We start from the raw sequence: 19,887 nt of genomic DNA on the forward strand, positions 1-19,887 counted from the left end.
TTCAATGATCGAACTTCTGATTGACCGTTACGCAGAAGTGTGTGACCGTGGTCTCAGCCGGACGCGCCGGCACGACGACGAAGGAGCACGTGTGCCCACCTCACCCCTGGCGGCCCCCTCGGCCCTGTCGGTCCAGCTCTACACGGTGCGCGAGGCCGCGGCGGAGGACCTCACCGGGACCCTCGCGCGGATCGCCGACATCGGCTACCAGCTCGTCGAGCCCTACGGCTTCACCAGCTGGGGACCCGCGCTCGCCGAGGCGCTGCAGGCCAGCGGGCTGCGCGCACCGACGACGCACCAGAGCTTCATCACCGCCGACGAGGGCGAGCAGGAGGCGCTGTTCGCGGCCGCCGCCCAGGTCGGCGTGACGACCGTGATCGACCCGCACCACGCCGCCGAGAACTGGCAGACCGCCGACCAGGTCGCCGAGACCGCGGCGCGCCTCAACGCGGCCGCGGCGGTCGCGGCGCGGCACGGCGTCGCGGTCGGCTACCACAACCACGCGTTCGAGCTCGAGGCTCGCCCCGAGGGCGGCGACGGCCGCACCGGGCTGGAGCTGCTCGCCGACCAGCTCGCGCCCGAGGTCGGGCTGCAGGTCGACGCCTACTGGGCCGCGGTCGGCGGCGCCGACCCCGTCGAGCTGCTGCGCCGGCTGGGCGAGCGCGTCGTCGCGGTCCACGTCAAGGACGGCCCCGGCACCAAGGAGAACAAGGACCAGGTCGCCGTCGGCCAGGGCAGCCAGCCGATCGGGGAGATCCTCGCCGCGACGCCGCACGCGCTGCACGTCGTCGAGCTCGACGACAGCCGCTCCGACCGGTTCGAGGCGATCGCCGAGAGCTTCCGCTTCCTCACCGGGGGCGAGCGATGAGCCGGACCGGGCGCGCGGGCGTCGGGATCATCGGCGCGGGCAACATCAGCAACCAGTACCTGAAGAACCTCACGACGTTCCCCGACGTCGAGGTGCGGTTCGTCGCCGACCTCGACACCGAGCGGGCCGCGACCCAGGCGCAGGCCTACGGGGTGCCCCGGTCGGGCACGGTCGCCGAGCTGCTGGCCGACGACGAGATCGAGGTGGTCGTCAACCTCACCGTGCCGTCGGTGCACGTCGAGGTCGCGCAGCAGGCGCTCGCCGCCGGCAAGCACGTGTGGAACGAGAAGCCGTTCGCGCTCGACCGCGACAGCGGGCAGCGGCTGCTCGACGCCGCGCGCGACGCCGGGCTGCGGGTGGCGACGGCGCCCGACACCTTCCTCGGCGCCGGCATCCAGTCCGCGCTGCGGCTGATCGGCGAGGGCGGCATCGGCACGCCGCACGGCGCGCTGACGCTCATGCAGTCGGCCGGCCCGGAGTCCTGGCACCCGAACCCGGCGTTCCTGTTCGACATCGGAGCCGGCCCGCTGTTCGACATCGGCCCCTACTACCTGACGGCGCTCGTGCAGATCTTCGGTCCGATCGCCCGGGTGCACGCGGTGACGTCGCGCGCCCGGACCGAGCGGGTCATCGGGTCCGGCCCGCTCGCGGGTCAGACCTTCCCGGTCAACGTGCCCACGCACGTCGCCACGCTGCTGGAGTTCGAGAGCGGCGCGACGGCGCAGAGCATCTTCTCCTTCGACTCCAAGCTCGCGCGCACCCAGTTCGAGGTGACCGGCGACGACGCGACGCTCACGGTGCCCGACCCGAACACGTTCGCGGGCGACCTCGTGATCACGCGGGGCCGCGACGACGTCGAGACGCGCCCGAGCGAGGGCTCGGCGGCGGGTCGTGGCAGCGGCGTCGTCGAGCTCGTGCGGGCGATCCGCGCCGGGGTGCCGGAGCGCGCATCGGGCGACCTGGCGTTCCACGTGCTCGACGTCATGCAGTCGGTCATCGAGGCCGGCGAGGCACGGCGGCCGGTCGAGGTGGCCAGCACGGTGGTGGTGCCGCCGCCGCTGGAGGTGTCCTGGGACCCGACCGAGGCCACGCTGTGACGGCCGCGCTGCCCGGGGCCGGGCTGGGGGTCGGCGTCGTCGGCGGCGGCTTCATGGCGCAGGTGCACGCGCGATCGGCGCGGCTGGCCGGTGCCCGGCTGGTCGGGCTCAGCTCGTCGTCGCCGGAGTCCGCTGCCCGGGCGGCGCAGCAGCTGGGGTTCGATCGTGGCCACGCCTCGCTCGAGGACCTGCTCGCGGACGAGTCGATCGACGTCGTGCACGTGTGCACGCCCAACGCGCTGCACGCCGAGCAGGCGGCCGCGGTGCTCGCCTCCGGTCGCGACGTCGTCTGCGAGAAGCCGCTGGCGACCACGGTCGCCGACGCCGCCGCGCTCGTCGAGCAGGCGGCGGGCGCGGGCCGCACCGCGACCGTCCCGTTCGTCTACCGGTTCCACCCGCTGGTGCGCGAGGCGCGCGACCGGGTGGCGCGCGGCGACACCGGCCGCATGCTGACCGTCGCGGCCAGCTACCTGCAGGACTGGCTGCTCACCGCCGACGACGACAACTGGCGCGTCGACGCCGACCTCGGGGGTGCCTCGCGCGCCTTCGCCGACATCGGCTCGCACCTGGTCGACCTCGTCGAGTTCGTCACCGGCGACCGGATCGTGCGGATCGCAGGCCGGACCCGCACGTTCGTCGCCGACCGGGCGCAGCACCGCGGCGTCACCAACGAGGACGCCGCCGCGCTCGTCGTCGAGACCGCGGGCGGCGCCGTCGGCACGCTGCTGGTCTCGCAGGTCGCGCCCGGGCGCAAGAACCGGCTGCACCTGGAGGTCGCGGGGGCCGCCGAGTCGCTCGCGTTCGACCAGGAGCACCCGGAGACGCTGTGGCTCGGCCGGCGCGAGGGCAGCGTGCTGCTGCCGCGCGACGCCGCGCAGAACAGCGACGCCGCGAACCGCTACTCGGTGGTGCCGTCCGGCCACCCGCAGGGCTACCCGGACGCGTTCGCGGCGTTCGTCGCCGACTCCTACGCCGCCGCGCGCGGCGAGGACCCCGACGGGCTGCCGCGGTTCGCCGACGGGCTGCGCGCCGCCGTCGTCACCGAGAGCGTGCTGCGCGCGGCGGCCACCGATGGTTGGGTGGACGTACCCGCCTAGCCCGTCGTCCCGCCGACCCCGCACGGTTTCAACCCACTTCTGCCCCCTCCAGGGGTTTCAACCCGGTTCCGCCCACTCGAAGGAGAGCACATGACCGAGTCCCGACTGCCCGTCACGCTGTTCACCGGCCAGTGGGCCGACATGCCGTTCGAGGAGCTCGCCGAGAAGGCGGCGGCGTGGGGCTACGACGGCCTGGAGATCGCCGCGTCCGGCGACCACCTCGACCTCAAGCGCGCCGACGAGGACGACGCCTACGTCCGCGAGCGCCTGGAGATCCTCGACCGGCACGGCCTCAAGTGCTGGGCGATCTCGCACCACCTGGGCGGCCAGGCGGTCTGCGACGACCCGATCGACTTCCGCCACCAGGCGATCCTGCGCGACTACGTGTGGGGCGACGGCGACCCCGAGGGCGTGCGGCAGCGCGCCGCCGAGGACATGAAGCGGGCGGCGCGGGTCGCGCGCAAGCTGGGCGTCGACGTCGTCGTCGGGTTCACGGGGTCGAAGATCTGGCCCTACGTCGCGATGTTCCCGCCGGTGCCGCAGTCGGTCATCGACGAGGGCTACGAGGACTTCGCGAACCGGTGGAACCCGATCCTCGACGTGTTCGACGCCGAGGGCGTGCGGTTCGCGCACGAGGTGCACCCCAGCGAGATCGCCTACGACCACTGGACGAGCGTGCGCACGCTCGAGGCGATCGACCACCGCGAGGCGTTCGGGTTCAACTGGGACCCCTCGCACATGGCGTGGCAGGGCGTGGACTCGGTCGCGTTCATCACCGACTTCGCCGACCGGATCTACCACGTCGACTGCAAGGACACCCGGATCCGCCCGGCGTCGGGCCGCTCGGGCATCCTCGGCTCGCACCTGCCGTGGGGGGACCCGCGCCGCGGCTGGGACTTCGTCTCGACCGGTCACGGCGACATCCCGTGGGAGGACGCCTTCCGCGCGCTCGCCTCGATCGGCTACGACGGCCCGATCTCGGTCGAGTGGGAGGACGCCGGGATGGACCGCCTGCACGGCGCCGCCGAGGCGGTCGGGTACATCCGCTCGCTGCTGTGGAACCTGCCCGAGGCGTCCTTCGACGCCGCCTTCAGCAACCAATAGGCCTGTCGCGACGGCGGCCGGGTGCGCGACGCCCGGTCGCCGACTCGTACGCCCGTGCCGAGCTCGTAGCGTGCACCGTACGAGCTCGGCACGGGTGTACGAGCTCGCGGCTCGTGGCGGGGGTGGGCCCGGACGACGGCGAGGACGGTCGTGGGCGCCGAACCCGGGCGCCGGGGTGCCGCGGCGGTGTAGCGTCCGGGTCACCGGACGTCTCAACGATCGGAGCGCACGCATGACCTCGCCCGTCGTCCCCGGAGCCGCGCCGCCCGAGGTGCGCAGGCTCGCCACCACCGTGTGGTGGCTCGTCCTCCTCGAGGGCGTCCTCGCGATCGTCTTCGGCCTGCTCGCGATGTTCTTCACGGGCGCGACGCTCGTGACGATCATGGTGTTCTTCGGCGTGTACTCCCTGCTCGACGGCGTGCTCGCACTCGTCGGCGGCGTGCGCAACCGCGAGGAGGGCTGGGGCTGGCTGGTGTTCCAGGGCATCGCGGGCGTCGCCGTCGGCATCATCGCGCTGCGCTACCCGAGCACGACGGCGGTCGCGCTCACCCTGCTCGTCGCGTTCTGGGCGCTGGTCATCGGCGTCATCCGGATCGTCGGGGCCTTCGAGCTGCGCCGGCTCGGCGCACGCGGCTGGCTGTGGGCGCTGGTCGCGGGCGTCGCCGCGGTGCTGTTCGGCCTCGCGCTGGTGATCAACCCCGGCTACGGCGCCGCGACCCTCATCTGGCTGGTGGGCGTGACGGCGCTGGTGTTCGGCATCGCGCTCGTGGTCAACGCGTTCCTGGTGCGCAAGGTGGTCGAGGACCTCGCCGACGACGGGCTCATCAACAACTCGAACGCCTGACTGCCGTAACGTCGGGGCCGACGGGTCGTGGGGCCCGCCGCGGCGGCAGGGGAGCGTGAGGGATGACGACGGCGGAGCGTGCGCTGGCCGGCATCGCGCACGACCTCTACGGGCTGCCGCCCGGGGAGTTCACCGCTGCCCGCAACGCCCGCGCCGCGCGCGCGAAGGCCGAGGGCGACCCCGGGCTGGCGAGCGCGGTCAAGGCGCTGCGCAAGCCCGCGGTGGCCGGCTGGGTCGTCAACCTCATGGTGCGGCAGCTGCCCGAGCGGATCGGGGACCTGGTCGCCCTCGGCGAGGAGATGCGCGCGGCGCAGGAGGACATGGACGCCGCGACGCTGCGGATGCTGACCTCGCAGCGGCGCGCGCTCACCACCCGCGTCGCGCGGGAGGGCGCCGAGCTCGCCGCCGAGCTGGGGCAGCGGCTCACGCCCGCCGTCGTCGAGCAGGTGCAGGCCACGCTGCACGCGGCGATGACCGACGAGGTGGCCGCGACCGCCGTCCGCAGCGGCGTGCTGCTGGGACCGCTGGCCGCGACCGGGCTCGACGAGGTCGACCTCACCGACGCGCTGGCGCTGCCGCTGGAGCTGGTCGGGCTGGAGGGAGCCACGGAACGGCCGCGCGACGACGGCCCCACCGACCTCTCGGCGCGCCGGGCCTCCAACAAGGCGAAGGCCGCCAAGGAGGTGACCGAGGCCAAGGCGGAGCTCGCGGTCGCCGAGGCCGCGGCCGCGAAGACCGGCCGGTCGGCGCGTGCGCGCAAGGACAAGGTGCGCACGCTGCAGGCCCAGGTGCTGCAGCTGCGCGCCGAGCTGGACGAGCTGCTGCGGCAGGTCTCGGCGCTCGAGGAGCGTCTCGAGCCGCTGACCGCCGACCTCGAGGCGGCCCAGGACGCCTACGCCGAGGCCGAGGCGATGGATCTGGCGGCGGCCGCCGCCGTCGAGAAGGCCGCCAAGCGGCTCGCCAAGGCGCAGGCGGCCGCACGACGCTGACCGGCTCGTGTCGCCCGGCTCTCGGTAAGGTCGTCCGCCCGACGGCGAGGAGGGACGGACATGGCACGGATGCCGCAGGCGGAGGTCGAGATCACGCCCGCGCTGGTGGAGCGGCTGCTGGCCGAGCAGCACCCCGACCTGCTGGGCGGGCGGGAGCTGGCGATCCTGGCCAACGGCTGGGACAACACGCTCGTGCGGCTCGGCGAGGACCTGCTGGTGCGGCTGCCGCGCCGGCAGGCGGCGGCCGAGCTCGTCGAGCACGAGCAGGCGTGGCTGCCGCGGCTGGCACCGCGGCTCCCGGTGCCGGTCCCGGCGCCGGTGCGCGTCGGTGAGCCCGCGGCGGGCTACCCGTGGTGGTGGTCGGTGCTGCCCTGGGTCTCAGGACGCACGCTCGCGTCGGTCCCCGCTGGGCGGCGCGGCCCGTTCGGGGCGCCGCTCGGTGCGTTCCTCGCGGCTCTGCACACCCCGGCGGACGCCGATGTCTGGCGCAACCCGTTCCGCGGCGGCGCGCTCGGCGAGGAGCGGGTCGCACGCGTGACCGAGCGGCTCGAGGCGTGGGACGGTCCCCGGCGGGTCGAGCTGCTCGCCCGCTGGCGTGGCGTCCAGCAGACGCCCGAGGCGCCGGACGCCCGGCTCTGGGTGCACGGCGACCTGCACCCGCTCAACGTGCTCGTCGAGGGCGACACGCTCGCGGCCGTCATCGACTGGGGCGACCTCACCGCAGGCGACCCGGCCTGCGACCTCGCGGTCGCGTGGCTGGGTCTGGACGCCGAGGGCGCCGCCGCGCTGCGCACCGCCTACGACCACGCGGCGGCCCACGACCTCGACCGGGACCACCTGTGGGCCCGGGCGGAGGGCTGGGCGTTCCACCTCGCGACGATGCTGCTCGCGAGCAACGACGACCACCCCGAGCTCGAGGTGGCGGCGCGCCAGGGCGTGACGCGGCTCACGGAGCGCGCGATACGGACGTGACGGGACGTCGCCGGTTGGGGATACTCCCTCTGGTGACCACCCGACGTCTCACCGCCCTGGCGCTCGTCGCTCTCACTACGCTCGTGCTCTCCGCCTGCACCCGGGGCGTGGAGACGCCGGACGATGTCCCGACCGACGCCGCGACGCAGACCGACCCGACCGGCGAGCCGTCGACCGAGCCGAGCGCGGGCGAGACCACCGACGGTGACGAGGTCGACCTCACCACGCTGCCGGAGTGCGAGGGCATCGCGCTCGAGGAGGGCGCCGTCGTCGACGGCGAGGTGCTCGCCGACTGCATGGCCGCCGCGATGATCGAGGCCGGCTCCGGCTCGCACCGGCTCGACTCCTACGACGGCGTCACCGAGGTCGACTTCACGTGGAACCCGGAGATCGCGCTGCACGCGCGCGGCGCCGTCGAGTACGTCATCCGCGGCGACGAGGGCTGGATGCTGATCGACGGCCGGTGGGTGCGTGGCGACAGCACCTCGTCCGACCCCGACGAGGTGTTCGCGGCGAGCGTGCTCGAGCTGTCCCGGGCGTTCGGCGACCCGCGCGGCATGGTGCTGATGTTCAACCAGACCGCGTGGGAGGTGCTCGGCGAGGACGCCGTGCCCGCGTCCGACGCGGTGCGCGAGTCGGGCTGGCACCTCGTGCCGCAGGGTCAGCTGACCCTGCTCGGGGTCACGCTCTCCGACGTCGAGCTCTGGCTCGGCGAGGACCACCTCGGCATCTACTTCGTCGGCACCGGGCAGTTCGGGGGCGTGAGCGCGACGTCGTCGAACACGTTCACCCAGTGGGGCGGACCGGTCGAGATCCCGGACCCGGCAGCGGGCTGACTCAGGCGCGGCGCTGGTGCCGCGCGAAGTAGGCGACGACCTCCGGGTCCGCCTCGGGCACCCGGCGCGGCCGGGCGCCGTCGCGCAGCGACGCGGTCGCCGCGACCCCGGCCGCGACGGCGTCCCGCGCGGCGACCGGCGAGGTGGCGGTCGGTCCGCCGTCGCGCACCAGCCGCACGAACTCGGCGACGGTGAGCGGGTCCGCGCCGCCGTGCCCGCCGGTGCCGGCCTGGATCGGGTGCTGCACGTCGCCGCGCTCGGAGAACCCGGTGCGCCGGTTCCACACGCGCACCTCGCCGCCCGCGCCGTCGCCGACGTTCTCCAGCCGCCCCTCGGTCCCGATGACCGTGTAGCTGCGCCAGTAGTCGGGCGTGAAGTGGCACTGCTGGTAGCTGATGAGCGCACCGCTGTCGAGGCGGCCGGTCAGCATCGAGATGTCCTCGACGTCGATCGTCGGGTGCAGACCCGTCTGGGTGAGCGGCGGCCAGACGTCGCGCGAGTACCAGTCGGTCATCAGCCGCCCGCTGTTGTCGGCGCGGTCGGTGACCTGCCCGTACACGGCGAGGTCGCCCATCGCGACGACCTCGCGCGTCGAGGAGCCGGCGAGCCAGTGGATGACGTCGAGGTCGTGGGCACCCTTCTGCAGCAGCAGGCCGGTGGTGCGGGCGCGCTCGGCGTGCCAGTCCTTGAAGTAGTAGTCGCCGCCGTCGCCGACGAAGTGCCGGCACCACACCGCCTTGACCTCGCCGATGTCGCCGCGGTCGATGATCTCCTTCATCAGCCGCACGACGTGCATGTGGCGCATGTTGTGGCCGACGTAGAGCTTGGTGCCGGTGCGGTGGGCGGTGGCGAGGATGCGGTCGGCGCCCTCGGTCGTGATCGCGATCGGCTTCTCGAGGTAGACGGCGACGCCGGCCTCCAGCAGCGTGACGGCGATCTCCTCGTGGGTGTCGTCGGGCGTGAGCACCATCGCGGCGTCGAGCCGCTCGGCGGCGAGCAGGTCGTCGAGACCGGGGTGCACGGGCACCGCGTGACCGAGCGCCGCGGCGAGCCGGTCGGGCGCAGCCGGCGCCGGGTCGGCCGCCGCGACGACGGTCGCGCCCGCGGGCGCGAGGTGGGCGGCGAGGCTCGCCCGGGCACCGATGCCGACGACGCCGACCCGCAGCCCGGTCACGCGTCCCACCCGCTCTCGGCGGCCATCCGGAGCACGTCCTCGAGGATCGGCCCGGCGGTCGCCGTCCCGTAGTCGCCCTCCTCGACGAAGACGGCGACGGCGAGGTCGCCCTGGAAGGCGATCATCCACGCGTGCGTGGCCGGTGGGTCGTCGGTGCCGTACTGCGCGGTGCCCGACTTGGCCCCGACCGGTTCGCCCGGCACGTCGCGCAGGAACGTCGAGGTGCCGTCGGTGACCACGCCGCGCATGAGCTCCTGCAGCGCCGCGGCCTCCTCGGCGGTGAGCGGCTGCGCGGGCGGGGTCGGTGCGCCGGCGCCCTCGACGACGACGAGGGTCGGCGTCACGGTCTCGCCGGCGGCGACCGACGCCGCGACGCCCGCCATCGCGAGGGGCGAGACGAGCACGCCGCCCTGACCGATGAGGGCGGCCGCGTGCGCGGTGCCGGTGGCGTCGGCCGGGACGGTGCCGGAGAACCAGGGGAACGGCCAGGAGGCGCCGTCCGGCATGGTGGCGCCCACGCCGAGGCTGGCCGCGGCCGCCGCGAGGTCGGCCGCGGTGATGCGCGCGTGCTCGGCGATCAGCCCGGTGTTGCAGGACTGCGCGATCGCCTCGCGCAGCGGGATCGTGCCGACCGAGCCGGCGGGGTAGCCGGGGTAGTTCTCGAACTCGTAGCCGTCGACGGTCACGGTGGGCGTGCATGCGACCGGTGAGTCCGGCGTGAGCCCGGCGCGCAGCAGCGCGAGCGCGGTGGCGACCTTGAAGGTCGAGCCCGCCGGGTACTGCCCGAGGGTCGCGGTGCTGAAGCCCTCGCTGCCGGGCCCGGAGGCGGCGACCAGCACCGCGCCCGTGGACGCCTGCATCGCGACGATCGCGCTGGGGGACTCGACGTCGGCGAGCCGGTCCTCGGCGTAGGTCTGCAGCGTCGTGTGCAGCGTGGTCCGCAGGTCGGTGCCGTCGACCGCCTCGGAGGTGTAGAGGTCGGTGACGGCGACGCCCTCGGTGTCCACGAGCGTCACCTCGAGCCCGGGGGTGCCGCGGAGCTGGTCGTCGTAGAGCCGCTGCAGCCCGGACAGACCGACGACGTCGCCCTGCACGACCTGGCCGTCGGAGCCCTCGATGATCTCGGCGGTCGCCTCGCCGACCGCACCGAGGATCGGGCGGGCGAAGGTGGGCGTGGGCGGCAGCAGCATGACGTCGTCGACGACGAGCACGCCCGGGAGCCCGCGCAGCTCGTCCACGCCGTAGACCTCGGCCTGCGACGCACGGATCGTGATCGCGACGACGAACGCCTTCTCCCCGGCCGCGAGCACCCGTTCGGCGAACCCGTCGACGTCGTCGAGCGCGAGCTCGCGTGCGAGCGTGGTCGCGGCGCTCTCGTAGTCGTCCTCGTCGAGGTTCTGCTTGTCGATGCCGATCCGCATGACCGGCCGCTCCTCGACGAGCACCTCGCCCCCGTGGCCGAGCACCTCGCCGCGCTCGGGCCGGGTGCGCTCGGTGGCGATCGAGTAGCCCTCGGCCGCGTCGGGGTGCACGACGGCGGGGTCCCACACCGCCGTCCAGCTCTCCTCGCCCTCGGCGTCGGCGACGCGGACGAGCCGCGCCGTCGACTCGACGACCATCGGCTCGACGTCGGCGCCCATGTCGTAGGTCCAGGTGAGCGCGACGTCGCGCAGGTCCTCGGGCTCCGTGTCGCCCTCGCCCTCGGCGACCTCCGTGATGCCGGCGACGGCGACCGTGCGGGGCATCTCGACGACCTCGCCGAGCAGCGCCTCGAGCTGCTCGGCCGCCGTGGCCGGGTCGGTCCCCTCGGCGAGCGCGACGCCGTCGAACGTGCCGTCGGCGAGGTCGGCGGCCAGCGCCTCGGCGACCGGTGCCGGGTCGGCCTCCTCCTCGGGGCTGCTGCAGGCCGTGACGCCGACGACGGCGAGCGTGATCGTGCTGACGACGACGGCGACACGGCGGCAACGCATGCCAGTCACCCTAGGGCGGTGGCGGACGCGGGCCGGAGACCCGCACCGCGCCGCCACCGAACCTTCACGGCGGCCCGCGTCAGCGGCGTTCGGCGGACTCCTCGGCCTCGACGACCTCCGGCGAGCCCTCGGCCGCGACCGGACCGGCCGCCTCGAGCGCACCCTCGGCGCGCTCGGCCGGGGCCTCGTGCAGGGTCTCCCGCAGCGGCAGCGCCTTGATGAACAGGGTGGCGAGGAACGCGACGACGACGAGCGGGATCGCGACCACGAACACCTGGTGCAGCGCGTCGGCGAGCCCCATCCGGATCGCCTCCTCCACCGGGTCCGGCAGCTGGGCGAGCACGTTCGGGTCGAGCACCGCGTCGATGCCGATCTCGGTGCCCGCGGGCATCTGCGCCGCCGCGGCGGGGTCGAGGTGGTCGGCGATCGCCGCCGGCAGCCGGCTCGCCATCACGGTGCCGAGCACCGCGATGCCGACCGTGCCGCCCGCGGACCGGAAGAACTGCGTGGCCGAGGTGGCGACACCGAGGTCACGGCGCTCGGCGGTGTTCTGCACGACGAGCGTGTAGGTCTGCATCGTGGCGCCCAGGCCGAGGCCGAGCACGATCATCGCGATCGTCAGCTGCAGGTAGGAGGAGCCGTAGTGCAGCTGGGTGAGCAGCCCGAACCCGGCGATCATCAGCACGGTGCCGGCGACCATGAACGCCTTGTAGCGGCCGGTGCGGGTGATGAGGGCACCGATGAGCATGCTGAGCACGATCATCGACAGGCTCATCGGCATGACGATCGCGCCCGAGCTGGTCGCGTTGGCCTCGAGCACGCCCTGGGCGTAGACCGGGATGTAGAAGATCGCGCCGAACATGCCCATCGCGACCGCGAGGCTCGCGATGTTGGACGCCGTGAAGGTGGGGTTGCGGAACAGCCGCAGCGGGATGACCGGCTCCTCGGCGCGCCGCTCGATCAGCACGAACGCGACGAGCGCGACGGCGCCGAGCACGTACAGACCGATCACGTGCCAGTCGCTCCACGGGTAGGTGGTGCCGCCCCAGGAGGTGGCGAGCAGGATCGCGACGAGCGCGACGGTGAGCGTGACGATGCCCCAGACGTCGACGACCGCCTTGCGCGGGGTGTGCGGCAGGTGGAGGTTCTTCGCGATGAACACCAGGCCGACGAGCCCGAACGGGATCCCGACGAAGAACAGCCAGCGCCAGCCCCAGTGGTCGGTGATGAAGCCACCGGCGAGCGGGCCGGCGATCGAGCAGATGCCGAAGACGGCGCCCATGAGGCCCTGGTACTTGCCGCGCTGACGCGGCGGGATGATGTCGCCGATGATGACCTGCGACAGCGGCATCAGCGTGCCCATGCCGATGCCCTGGATCACGCGGGCACCGACGAGCCACCAGAAGCTCTGCGCGAGCCCGGACAGCACCGCACCGATCATGAACAGCACGAGACCGGCGATGTAGAACGGGCGGCGGCCGTAGAGGTCGGACAGCTTGCCGACCACCGGCACGACGACCGCGCTCGCCAGCATCGCCGAGGTCGCGAGCCAGGAGTAGTGCTCCATGCCGCCCAGCTCGGCGACGATGATCGGGAGGGCGGGCGAGACGATCGTCTGGCTGATCGCCGCCACGAACATGCCGATCATGAGGCCGATGAAGACGGCGCGGGAGCCGGCGTCGAGGTGGAACGGGGCGGGGGTGGTGCCGTTCGACCCGGGGCGACCGGCGCCGTCCGGCCGTGCGGTGGTGGTGCTCGTCATGTGACAGGGAGTCCTCTCGGTGTGCAGCCGATCCATCGTGCCACTTTCTTGCAGTCTCTGCAATGTTGCAGAGCATGCAGTAGCATGCGATGCGTGACACAGGTAGCGGCGCCGCCCGAGCCGGGGCTGCGCGAGCGCAAGAAGCGCGCCACCCGCCGCGCGCTGCAGTACGCCGCACTGCGGCTGGTGGCCGAGCGCGGCATGGACGACGTCACGGTCGACGAGATCGCGGCCGCCGCCGACGTCTCGCCGCGCACGTTCTTCAACTACTTCGCCACCAAGGAGGACGCGCTCAGCGCGCTCGACCCGGACGCGCTGGCGGAGAACCTCGAGGCGATCCGTGCCCGGCCGGCGACCGAGACCCCGCTGCAGACGCTGCGCGAGGTGTACCTGGCCCGCGCGGCCCGCACCTCCTCCGACACCGAGTTCTGGCGCCTGCGCGCCCGCGTGACCCGCGACTACCCGCACCTGCTCGTGACGATCTCGGGTGCCGCGGCGCTCGCCGACCACGCGGTGTCCAAGGTGCTCGCCGAGCGCATGGGCGTCGACCCGCTCACCGACCCGCGGCCGCTGCTGCTGGCCGGTGCCGCCAGCACCGCCCGCCGCGCCGCGATGCAGCTCTGGCTCGCCGGCGACCAGCAGCGCGACCTCGCCGACGTGCTCGGCGAGTGCTTCGACGCCGTCGCGCACCTGGCGCGCGCGTAGCGGCGCCCAGGTCGGCTCCGGTCGATACCACCCCGGGACGAACGAGCCCGCCGAGCGCCTCCCCGCGGACGACCCCTGGCCTACGCCCACGGACCTCCCTCCCGGGGTGGAACTACGCCGAGAGTGAAGCCGCCAGGTTTCCTCCTATTTGACGATGCGTCGTGTCGGGGGCCAGGTCTAGCCTCGATCGCGGTCCCCACCCCGCCCGCCCAGCGAGAGCAGCTTGCGCATGACACTTCTCAGACTCGCCCTGGCCTACGCCAGGCCCTACCGCACCTGGGTGCTCGCCGTCGTCGCGCTCCAGCTCGTGTCGACGATCGCCGCGCTGTACCTGCCCAGCCTCAACGGCCGCATCATCGACGAGGGCGTCAGCACCGGAAACACCGGCCTGATCTGGGCCCTCGGCCGCGAGATGCTGATCTGGTGCGCCGTGCAGGCGGCCACCGCGATCACCGCGATCTACTTCGGCGCCAGGACCGCGATGGCGGTCGGGCGCGACATCCGCCGCGACATCTACCGCAAGGTCGACAGCCTCGGCGCGCTCGACATCTCCGCGATCGGCACCGGCTCGCTGATCACCCGCAACACCAACGACGTCCAGCAGGTGCAGATGCTCGTGCTGATGACGCTGAACTTCATGGTGTCGACGCCGATCATGTGCGTCGGCGGCATCATCATGGCGCTGCGCGAGGACGTCGGGCTGTCCTGGCTCGTGTGGGTCTCGGTGCCGGTGCTGTTCGTCATCGTCGGCTTCCTCGTGCGCACGCTGCTGCCGCTGTTCCGGCTCATGCAGGAGCGCATCGACCGCATCAACGACGTCACCCGTGAGCAGGTCGTCGGCCTGCGCGTGATCCGGGCGTTCGTGCGCGAGCCGTTCGAGGAGGAGCGCTACCGCGAGGCCAACGCCGCGATCACCGACACCTCGATCAAGGTCGGCAACGTCTTCGTGCTGATGTTCCCGGTGATCATGATGATCCTCCACATCGTGACCGCCGCGGTGCTGTGGTTCGGCGGCTACCGCGTCGACGCCGGCGCGATGAACGTCGGCCAGCTGAGCGCGTTCCTGCAGTACGTGCTGCAGATCCTCGTCGCGGTCATGATGGGCACCTTCATGGTCATGATGATCCCGAGGGCGGTCGTCTGCGCCGAGCGCATCGACGAGCTGCTCGGCACCGAGACCTCGATGACGGTCCGCGAGCGCGGCGCGACCGCGCTGCCCTCCGCCGGTCGCGTCGTCTTCGAGAACGTGACCTTCGGCTACCCCGGCGCCGAGCGCCCGGTGCTCGACGACGTCAGCTTCGTCGCCGAGCCCGGCACCACGACCGCGATCGTCGGCTCCACCGGCGCGGGCAAGACCACCCTCGTCAAGCTGATCCCGCGGCTGTTCGACCCGCAGTTGGGCCGCGTGACGATCGACGACGTCCCGGTCGACACCATGGACCGGCACCAGATCGCCGGTGTCGTGGGCCTGGTGCCGCAGCGGCCGTACCTGTTCTCCGGCACGATCGCCTCCAACCTCCGGTTCGGCAACGCCGACGCCACCGACGAGGAGCTGTGGGAGGCGCTCGAGGTCGCGCAGGGCGCGGACTTCGTGCGCGAGAAGGAGGGCCAGCTCGAGGCGCGGGTCTCGCAGGGCGGCACCAACGTCTCCGGGGGCCAGCGGCAACGGCTGTGCATCGCACGCGCGCTGGTCGCCCGGCCGAAGGTGTACGTGTTCGACGACTCGTTCTCCGCGCTGGACGTCGCCACCGACGCCCGGCTGCGCGCCGCGCTCGCCGAGGCCACGGGCGGGGCGACCGTCATCATCGTCGCCCAGCGCGTCTCCACGATCGTCGAGGCCGACAACATCGTCGTGCTCGACAACGGCGTCGTCGTCGGGCAGGGCACGCACGAGCAGCTGCTCGAGAGCAACGAGACCTACCGCGAGATCGTCGAGTCCCAGATGAGCATCGAGGGGGCAGGACGATGAGCACCCGCGAGGAGCCCACCATGACCGAGCCGGAGGAGAACCCGACCGGCCCCGCCGTCGAGACCTCCGAGGCGAGCGCCGCCGTCGGGCCGGACGCCGCGCCCGAGGAGGAGGCGTTCATCCCGGGCGCCGACGACCTGGGCGCCTTCGGCGAGGGCGCCGCGCCGCGCAAGCCGAAGAACTTCTGGCCCAGCGCCAGGCGGCTGTTCGGCCTGCTCGCGCCGCACAAGGTCAAGTTCGTGGTCGTCGTCGCGCTGGTCGCGGCATCGGTCGTGCTGACCGTCATCGCCCCGCGCGTGCTCGGGCAGGCGATGGACGTGATCTTCGACGGCGCGATCGGCCGCGCGCTCGACGACTTCGCGGGCGTGCCGATCGAGCAGGTCGTCGAGATCCTGCGCAGCCAGGGCCAGGACGACCTCGCCGACATGCTCGCCGGCACCGCGAACGTCATCCCGGGCGTCGGGATCGACTTCTCACGCCTCGGTCAGCTGATCCTGACCGTGCTCGGCATGTACGTCGTCGCCTCGGTGCTGATGTGGGCGCAGGGCTACATCCTCAACCGCATCGTCATGTCGGTCATCTACGACCTGCGCAAGCGGATCGAGGAGAAGCTGCACCGGCTGCCGCTGTCCTACTTCGACACCCGCCAGCGCGGCGACCTGATGTCGCGCGTGACCAACGACGTCGACAACATGCAGCAGGCGCTGCAGCAGGCGTTCAGCCAGCTCGTGCAGTCGGCGCTGCAGGTCATCGGCATCGCGGTGATGATGTTCATCGTGTCCTGGCAGCTCGCGCTGCTGGCTCTGATCGCGCTGCCGCTGTCGGCGATCATCGCGGGCGTCGTCGGGTCCCGGTCGCAGAAGCTGTTCACCGAGCAGTGGAAGAGCACCGGCCAGCTCAACGGCCACATCGAGGAGTCCTACTCCGGTCTCGAGCTGGTGCGGGTCTTCGGCCGCGACAAGGAGATGCTCGAGGTGTTCGACGAGCGCAACGAGCGGCTGTTCACCAGCTCCTTCGGCGCGCAGTTCGTCAGCGGCATGATCATGCCGCTGATGCAGTTCGTGAACTACCTGCAGTACGTGCTGATCGCGGTCGCGGGCGGGCTGCGGGTCGCGTCGGGCACGCTGACGATCGGTGACGCCACCGCGTTCATCCAGTACTCGCGCGAGTTCTCCCAGCCGCTGGGCCAGATCGCCGGCATGGCGAACATGCTGATCTCCGGCGTCGCCTCGGCCGAGCGGACCTTCGAGCTGCTCGACGCCGAGGAGGAGGAGCCCGAGACCGCGACGGCGAGCCTGCCGCCGCGCACCGACGGCCACGTGGAGTTCGACGACGTGTCGTTCTCCTACTCCGCGGACACCCCGCTCATCGAGAACCTCTCGTTCTCGGTGCAGCCGGGGCAGACGGTGGCGATCGTGGGCCCGACCGGCGCCGGCAAGACCACGCTGGTCAACCTCGTCATGCGGTTCTACGAGCTCGACGGCGGCCGCATCCTGCTCGACGGCGTCGACACCCGCCAGCTCAGCCGCGCCGAGCTGCGCGGCCAGGTGGGCATGGTGCTGCAGGACACCTGGCTGTTCGACGGCTCGATCATGGAGAACATCCGGTACGGCCGCCTCGACGCCACCGACGAGGAGGTGATCGCGGCCGCGGAGGCGACGATGGTCGACCGGTTCGTCCGGCAGCTCCCCGAGGGCTACGACACCCAGGTCAGCGCGGAGGGCGGGTCGATCTCGGCCGGCGAGCGGCAGCTGATCACGATCGCGCGGGCGTTCCTCGCGAACCCGTCGCTGCTCATCCTCGACGAGGCGACGTCGAGCGTCGACACCCGTACCGAGCTGCTGGTGCAGCACGCGATGAGCGCGCTGCGGACCGACCGCACCAGCTTCGTCATCGCGCACCGGCTCTCGACGATCCGCGACGCCGACACCATCCTCATGATGGAGAACGGTCGGATCGTCGAGCGCGGCACGCACGAGGAGCTGCTCGAGGCCCGCGGGGCGTACTACGACCTGTACATGACGCAGTTCCTCGGTGGGCACGTCGAGCCCGAGGACGCCGCGCTCGTCGGTGCACCCGTGGGGCTCGGCGCCCAGCCGGACGCCGAGGGAACCTCGCCCGAGGCGCCCGCGGAGCCCGAGCAGGGCTGAGGCCGCGGCGCAGCGACGCCTCGACGAACGACGGCCGGTCACCACGCCCGCGTGGTGACCGGCCGTCGTCGTCGGAGGGTGCCGATCCGCTGGCCGGAACCTCCGGGCCGTCGTAGCGTCGAGACGTGCGCGCGACGCCGTCGCGTGCCCGAGGCGGACGGAGCGGGCGGTGGAGGTCGCGAGGCGGGTGCCGGGCCGGCGTGCGGTGGTCGCCGCCGTCGTCGGGGTGCTGGTGGTGCTCCTGGCGACGGTCGCCGGCTGCTCGGTGACGATCCCGACCGACCCCGACGACACGCTGACCCACGTCACGGGAGGCACGCTGCGCGTGGGCGTCTCGGTCAACCCGCCGTGGACCGACTTCCCGGACGGCACCGGCAGCGACCCCACCGGGTCCGAGGTCGCGCTCGTCGAGGAGTTCGCGGGCACGCTGGACGCCGAGGTCGAGTGGACGGCCGGCAGCGAGGAGGCGCTGGTCGGGCAGCTCGAGCGGGGCGACCTCGACCTCGTCATCGGTGGGCTGACCGCGCGGTCGCCGTGGTCGGAGAAGGCCGCGCTGACCTATCGCTACATGGCCGTCACCGGGGCCGACGGGCAGCAGGAGCTGCACGTCATGGCGGCGCCGATGGGCGAGAACGCCTTCCTGGTGGCGCTGGAGCGGTTCCTGCTCGACCAGGACCTGCCGCGATGACCGCCGCCCGGTTCGGTCACACCGAGCTGCCCGAGGAGCAGCAGGCCGCGCTGCGGCGCGGCAAGCGCCTGACGTGGCTGTCGATCGCGTTCCTCGCGACCGCGATCACGCTCATGTACCTGGTCATGGGCAGCTCGCAGGCGATGAAGGCCGCCTGGGCGGAGGACCTGCTGTCCCTGATCCCGCCGATCGCGTTCCTCGTCGCGGTGCGCCGCGCGAAGCGGCCACCGACGCCGGAGCACCCCTACGGCTACCACCGCGCCGTGGGTGCCGGGCACCTCGTCGCGGCGACCGCGCTGCTGACCATGGGCCTGTTCCTCGTGTGGGACTCCGCCTCCGGCCTGCTCAAGGCCGAGCACCCCCCGGTCGGGCTCGTCGAGATCGGCGGCTGGTCGCTGTGGTCGGGCTGGCTGATGATCGCCGCGCTCGCCTACTCCGCGGTGCCCCCGGTGCTGCTGGGGCGCGCAAAGCTGCCGGTCGCGGACACGCTGCACGACCGCGTGCTCTACGCCGACGCCGACATGAACAAGGCCGACTGGATGACCGCGCTCGGCGGCATCGTCGGCATCCTCGGCATCGGCGTGGGGCTGTGGTGGGCGGACGCCGCCGCGGCGCTGTTCATCGCCGGCGGCATCCTCAAGGACGGCTGGACGAACCTGCGCACCGCGGTCGGGGCGCTGATGGACGCGCGCGCGGAGACCGTCGAGGGTGACGACCCGCACCCGCTGGTCGGCGACATCGAGGACTCGCTGCGCACGTGGGGGTGGGTGCGCGACGCCCGGGCCCGCGTGCGCGACCAGGGCCACGTGTTCCACGTCGAGGCGTTCGTGGTCCCGGTGGCCGGGCACGCGGCCACGCTGGACGAGCTGCGGGAGCTGCGGGAGCGGCTCGTCGAGCTCGACTGGAAGATCGACGACGTCGTGGTCGCCCCCGTGGAGGAGATCCCGCCGCAGCTCGAGCCGGGCGAGCGGGCGCAGGAGCACACAGATGTCTAGGGCCTAGGGCCGCACACCCGAGGCCCCGGACCGACGTCGCCCGGGACGGTCCCGTCGTGACCGTTTCGTCATCGTGGTGCGATGCCGACCCGACACCGGCTGACCGCGACCGTGGCGTGCGCGCCGGCGCTGCTGCTGGCCGTCCCTCCCGCCCACGCGTCGCTCCAGAGCGAGGTGGCGGCGCTCGTCAACGCCGCGCGCAGCCAGCAGGGGCTCGCCGCGCTGACCTGCAACGCCGACATGGACGCCGTCGCGCAGGCCTGGGCCGAGCACCTGGCCGAGACGGGCGAGCTCGCCCACAACCCGAGCTACGCGTCCCAGATCCCGGGCGGCTGGCGCAGCGCCGCCGAGAACGTCGTCTCCCAGGCGCTCGACGCCGCGGCGAGCCCGGAGCCCACCGAGACGGCGAGCGAGCCGACCGAGGTGGCGGAGGAGGAGACGCCCGAGCCGCCGGCGACGCGCGCAGCCGCGGCCGCCCGGACGGCGGTCGTCTCCGACGTCGTGCCGACCGACGCCGGACCGCCGCCCGCGGACGACGAGGGCGGGCCGCGCACCGGCGCCCTCGTCGGCGTGCTCGCGGCCGCCATCGCCGCGCTGGCGGCGCTGCTCGTGGTGCGGCGTCGGCTGGTCCGCTCCTAGTCGCAGCGGCCGACCCGACGCGCGAACG

General features: G+C 73.1%; 17 protein-coding genes. 14 read left to right on the forward strand and 3 right to left on the reverse strand.

The window, feature by feature from the left end; translation table 11 throughout:
• Window positions 1–91 precede the first annotated feature (91 nt).
• From GPA02_RS14545 to GPA02_RS14580, 8 genes are all read left to right on the forward strand, one after another.
• A complete protein-coding gene (locus tag GPA02_RS14545) occupies window positions 92–868 on the forward strand; it encodes a sugar phosphate isomerase/epimerase family protein (RefSeq protein WP_240134064.1) in 777 nt (258 codons plus the stop codon).
• Complete coding sequence (locus GPA02_RS14550; RefSeq protein ID WP_156200901.1) at window positions 865–1,965, forward strand: Gfo/Idh/MocA family protein; 1,101 nt, start codon at window positions 865–867, stop codon at window positions 1,963–1,965. The genes GPA02_RS14545 and GPA02_RS14550 overlap by 4 nt, the downstream gene beginning before the upstream one ends.
• The gene (locus GPA02_RS14555; protein ID WP_275689728.1) at window positions 1,962–3,062 is read left to right on the forward strand and encodes a Gfo/Idh/MocA family protein; all 1,101 of its coding nucleotides are present in this window, start codon (window positions 1,962–1,964) and stop codon (window positions 3,060–3,062) included. Before GPA02_RS14550 ends, GPA02_RS14555 begins: the two co-directional genes overlap by 4 nt.
• Window positions 3,063–3,152: 90 nt before the next feature.
• Window positions 3,153–4,166, forward strand: a complete 1,014-nt coding sequence (locus GPA02_RS14560) for a sugar phosphate isomerase/epimerase family protein (RefSeq protein ID WP_156200903.1) — start codon at window positions 3,153–3,155, stop codon at window positions 4,164–4,166.
• Between the two features lie 232 nt (window positions 4,167–4,398).
• Complete coding sequence (locus GPA02_RS14565) at window positions 4,399–5,010, forward strand: HdeD family acid-resistance protein (RefSeq protein ID WP_156200905.1); 612 nt, start codon at window positions 4,399–4,401, stop codon at window positions 5,008–5,010.
• Between the two features lie 62 nt (window positions 5,011–5,072).
• Window positions 5,073–5,999: a hypothetical protein gene (locus GPA02_RS14570; protein ID WP_156200907.1), complete on the forward strand. Its 927-nt coding sequence runs from the start codon at window positions 5,073–5,075 to the stop codon at window positions 5,997–5,999.
• A gap of 60 nt (window positions 6,000–6,059) precedes the next feature.
• Window positions 6,060–6,971 carry an aminoglycoside phosphotransferase family protein gene (locus GPA02_RS14575; protein WP_204986629.1) on the forward strand — a complete coding sequence of 304 codons (912 nt, stop codon included), beginning with the start codon at window positions 6,060–6,062 and terminating at the stop codon, window positions 6,969–6,971.
• A gap of 32 nt (window positions 6,972–7,003) precedes the next feature.
• Complete coding sequence (locus GPA02_RS14580) at window positions 7,004–7,807, forward strand: hypothetical protein (RefSeq protein WP_156200909.1); 804 nt, start codon at window positions 7,004–7,006, stop codon at window positions 7,805–7,807.
• A gap of 1 nt (window position 7,808) precedes the next feature.
• On the opposite strand, the gene GPA02_RS14585 is transcribed toward GPA02_RS14580, so the two are convergent.
• The 3 genes from GPA02_RS14585 to GPA02_RS14595 all read right to left on the reverse strand — a co-directional run bounded on the left by GPA02_RS14585 (window position 7,809) and on the right by GPA02_RS14595 (window position 12,713).
• Window positions 7,809–8,981 carry a Gfo/Idh/MocA family protein gene (locus GPA02_RS14585; protein ID WP_204986630.1) on the reverse strand — a complete coding sequence of 391 codons (1,173 nt, stop codon included), beginning with the start codon at window positions 8,979–8,981 and terminating at the stop codon, window positions 7,809–7,811.
• Window positions 8,978–10,951: a penicillin-binding transpeptidase domain-containing protein gene (locus tag GPA02_RS14590; RefSeq protein ID WP_156200913.1), complete on the reverse strand. Its 1,974-nt coding sequence runs from the start codon at window positions 10,949–10,951 to the stop codon at window positions 8,978–8,980. The genes GPA02_RS14585 and GPA02_RS14590 overlap by 4 nt, the downstream gene beginning before the upstream one ends.
• Window positions 10,952–11,030: 79 nt before the next feature.
• Window positions 11,031–12,713, reverse strand: a complete 1,683-nt coding sequence (locus GPA02_RS14595) for an MDR family MFS transporter (protein WP_156200915.1) — start codon at window positions 12,711–12,713, stop codon at window positions 11,031–11,033.
• Between the two features lie 93 nt (window positions 12,714–12,806).
• Between GPA02_RS14595 and GPA02_RS14600 the strand changes: the two genes are divergently transcribed.
• From GPA02_RS14600 to GPA02_RS14625, 6 genes are all read left to right on the forward strand, one after another.
• The gene (locus GPA02_RS14600) at window positions 12,807–13,418 is read left to right on the forward strand and encodes a TetR/AcrR family transcriptional regulator (RefSeq protein ID WP_162457791.1); all 612 of its coding nucleotides are present in this window, start codon (window positions 12,807–12,809) and stop codon (window positions 13,416–13,418) included.
• A gap of 229 nt (window positions 13,419–13,647) precedes the next feature.
• The gene (locus tag GPA02_RS14605; RefSeq protein ID WP_156200919.1) at window positions 13,648–15,387 is read left to right on the forward strand and encodes an ABC transporter ATP-binding protein; all 1,740 of its coding nucleotides are present in this window, start codon (window positions 13,648–13,650) and stop codon (window positions 15,385–15,387) included.
• Window positions 15,388–15,407: 20 nt separating this feature from the next.
• Complete coding sequence (locus GPA02_RS14610; RefSeq protein ID WP_240134065.1) at window positions 15,408–17,537, forward strand: ABC transporter ATP-binding protein; 2,130 nt, start codon at window positions 15,408–15,410, stop codon at window positions 17,535–17,537.
• A 169-nt stretch (window positions 17,538–17,706) separates the two neighbouring features.
• Entirely contained in the window at window positions 17,707–18,225 is a 519-nt protein-coding gene (locus GPA02_RS14615; protein ID WP_240134066.1) for a transporter substrate-binding domain-containing protein, read from the forward strand.
• Window positions 18,222–19,220: a cation efflux transmembrane domain-containing protein gene (locus GPA02_RS14620; protein WP_156200923.1), complete on the forward strand. Its 999-nt coding sequence runs from the start codon at window positions 18,222–18,224 to the stop codon at window positions 19,218–19,220. The genes GPA02_RS14615 and GPA02_RS14620 overlap by 4 nt, the downstream gene beginning before the upstream one ends.
• Window positions 19,221–19,301: 81 nt before the next feature.
• Entirely contained in the window at window positions 19,302–19,859 is a 558-nt protein-coding gene (locus GPA02_RS14625) for a CAP domain-containing protein (RefSeq protein ID WP_156200925.1), read from the forward strand.
• Window positions 19,860–19,887 lie beyond the last annotated feature (28 nt).

Origin of the sequence: Actinotalea caeni, from assembly GCF_009733795.1 — a bacterium.
Classification (GTDB): Bacteria; Actinomycetota; Actinomycetes; order Actinomycetales; family Beutenbergiaceae; genus Pseudactinotalea; species Pseudactinotalea caeni.

What these genes read in the sequence shown, in the direction of transcription:
- GPA02_RS14575 (WP_204986629.1), top strand. Translation starts at nt 6,060, where the DNA reads ATGGCACGGATGCCGCAGGCGGAGGTCGAGATCACGCCCGCGCTGGTG.
- GPA02_RS14625 (WP_156200925.1), top strand. Translation starts at nt 19,302, where the DNA reads ATGCCGACCCGACACCGGCTGACCGCGACCGTGGCGTGCGCGCCGGCG.
- GPA02_RS14560 (WP_156200903.1), top strand. Translation starts at nt 3,153, where the DNA reads ATGACCGAGTCCCGACTGCCCGTCACGCTGTTCACCGGCCAGTGGGCC.
- GPA02_RS14610 (WP_240134065.1), top strand. Translation starts at nt 15,408, where the DNA reads ATGACCGAGCCGGAGGAGAACCCGACCGGCCCCGCCGTCGAGACCTCC.
- GPA02_RS14605 (WP_156200919.1), top strand. Translation starts at nt 13,648, where the DNA reads ATGACACTTCTCAGACTCGCCCTGGCCTACGCCAGGCCCTACCGCACC.
- GPA02_RS14620 (WP_156200923.1), top strand. Translation starts at nt 18,222, where the DNA reads ATGACCGCCGCCCGGTTCGGTCACACCGAGCTGCCCGAGGAGCAGCAG.
- GPA02_RS14595 (WP_156200915.1), bottom strand. Translation starts at nt 12,713, where the DNA reads ATGACGAGCACCACCACCGCACGGCCGGACGGCGCCGGTCGCCCCGGG.
- GPA02_RS14590 (WP_156200913.1), bottom strand. Translation starts at nt 10,951, where the DNA reads ATGCGTTGCCGCCGTGTCGCCGTCGTCGTCAGCACGATCACGCTCGCC.
- GPA02_RS14550 (WP_156200901.1), top strand. Translation starts at nt 865, where the DNA reads ATGAGCCGGACCGGGCGCGCGGGCGTCGGGATCATCGGCGCGGGCAAC.
- GPA02_RS14570 (WP_156200907.1), top strand. Translation starts at nt 5,073, where the DNA reads ATGACGACGGCGGAGCGTGCGCTGGCCGGCATCGCGCACGACCTCTAC.
- GPA02_RS14565 (WP_156200905.1), top strand. Translation starts at nt 4,399, where the DNA reads ATGACCTCGCCCGTCGTCCCCGGAGCCGCGCCGCCCGAGGTGCGCAGG.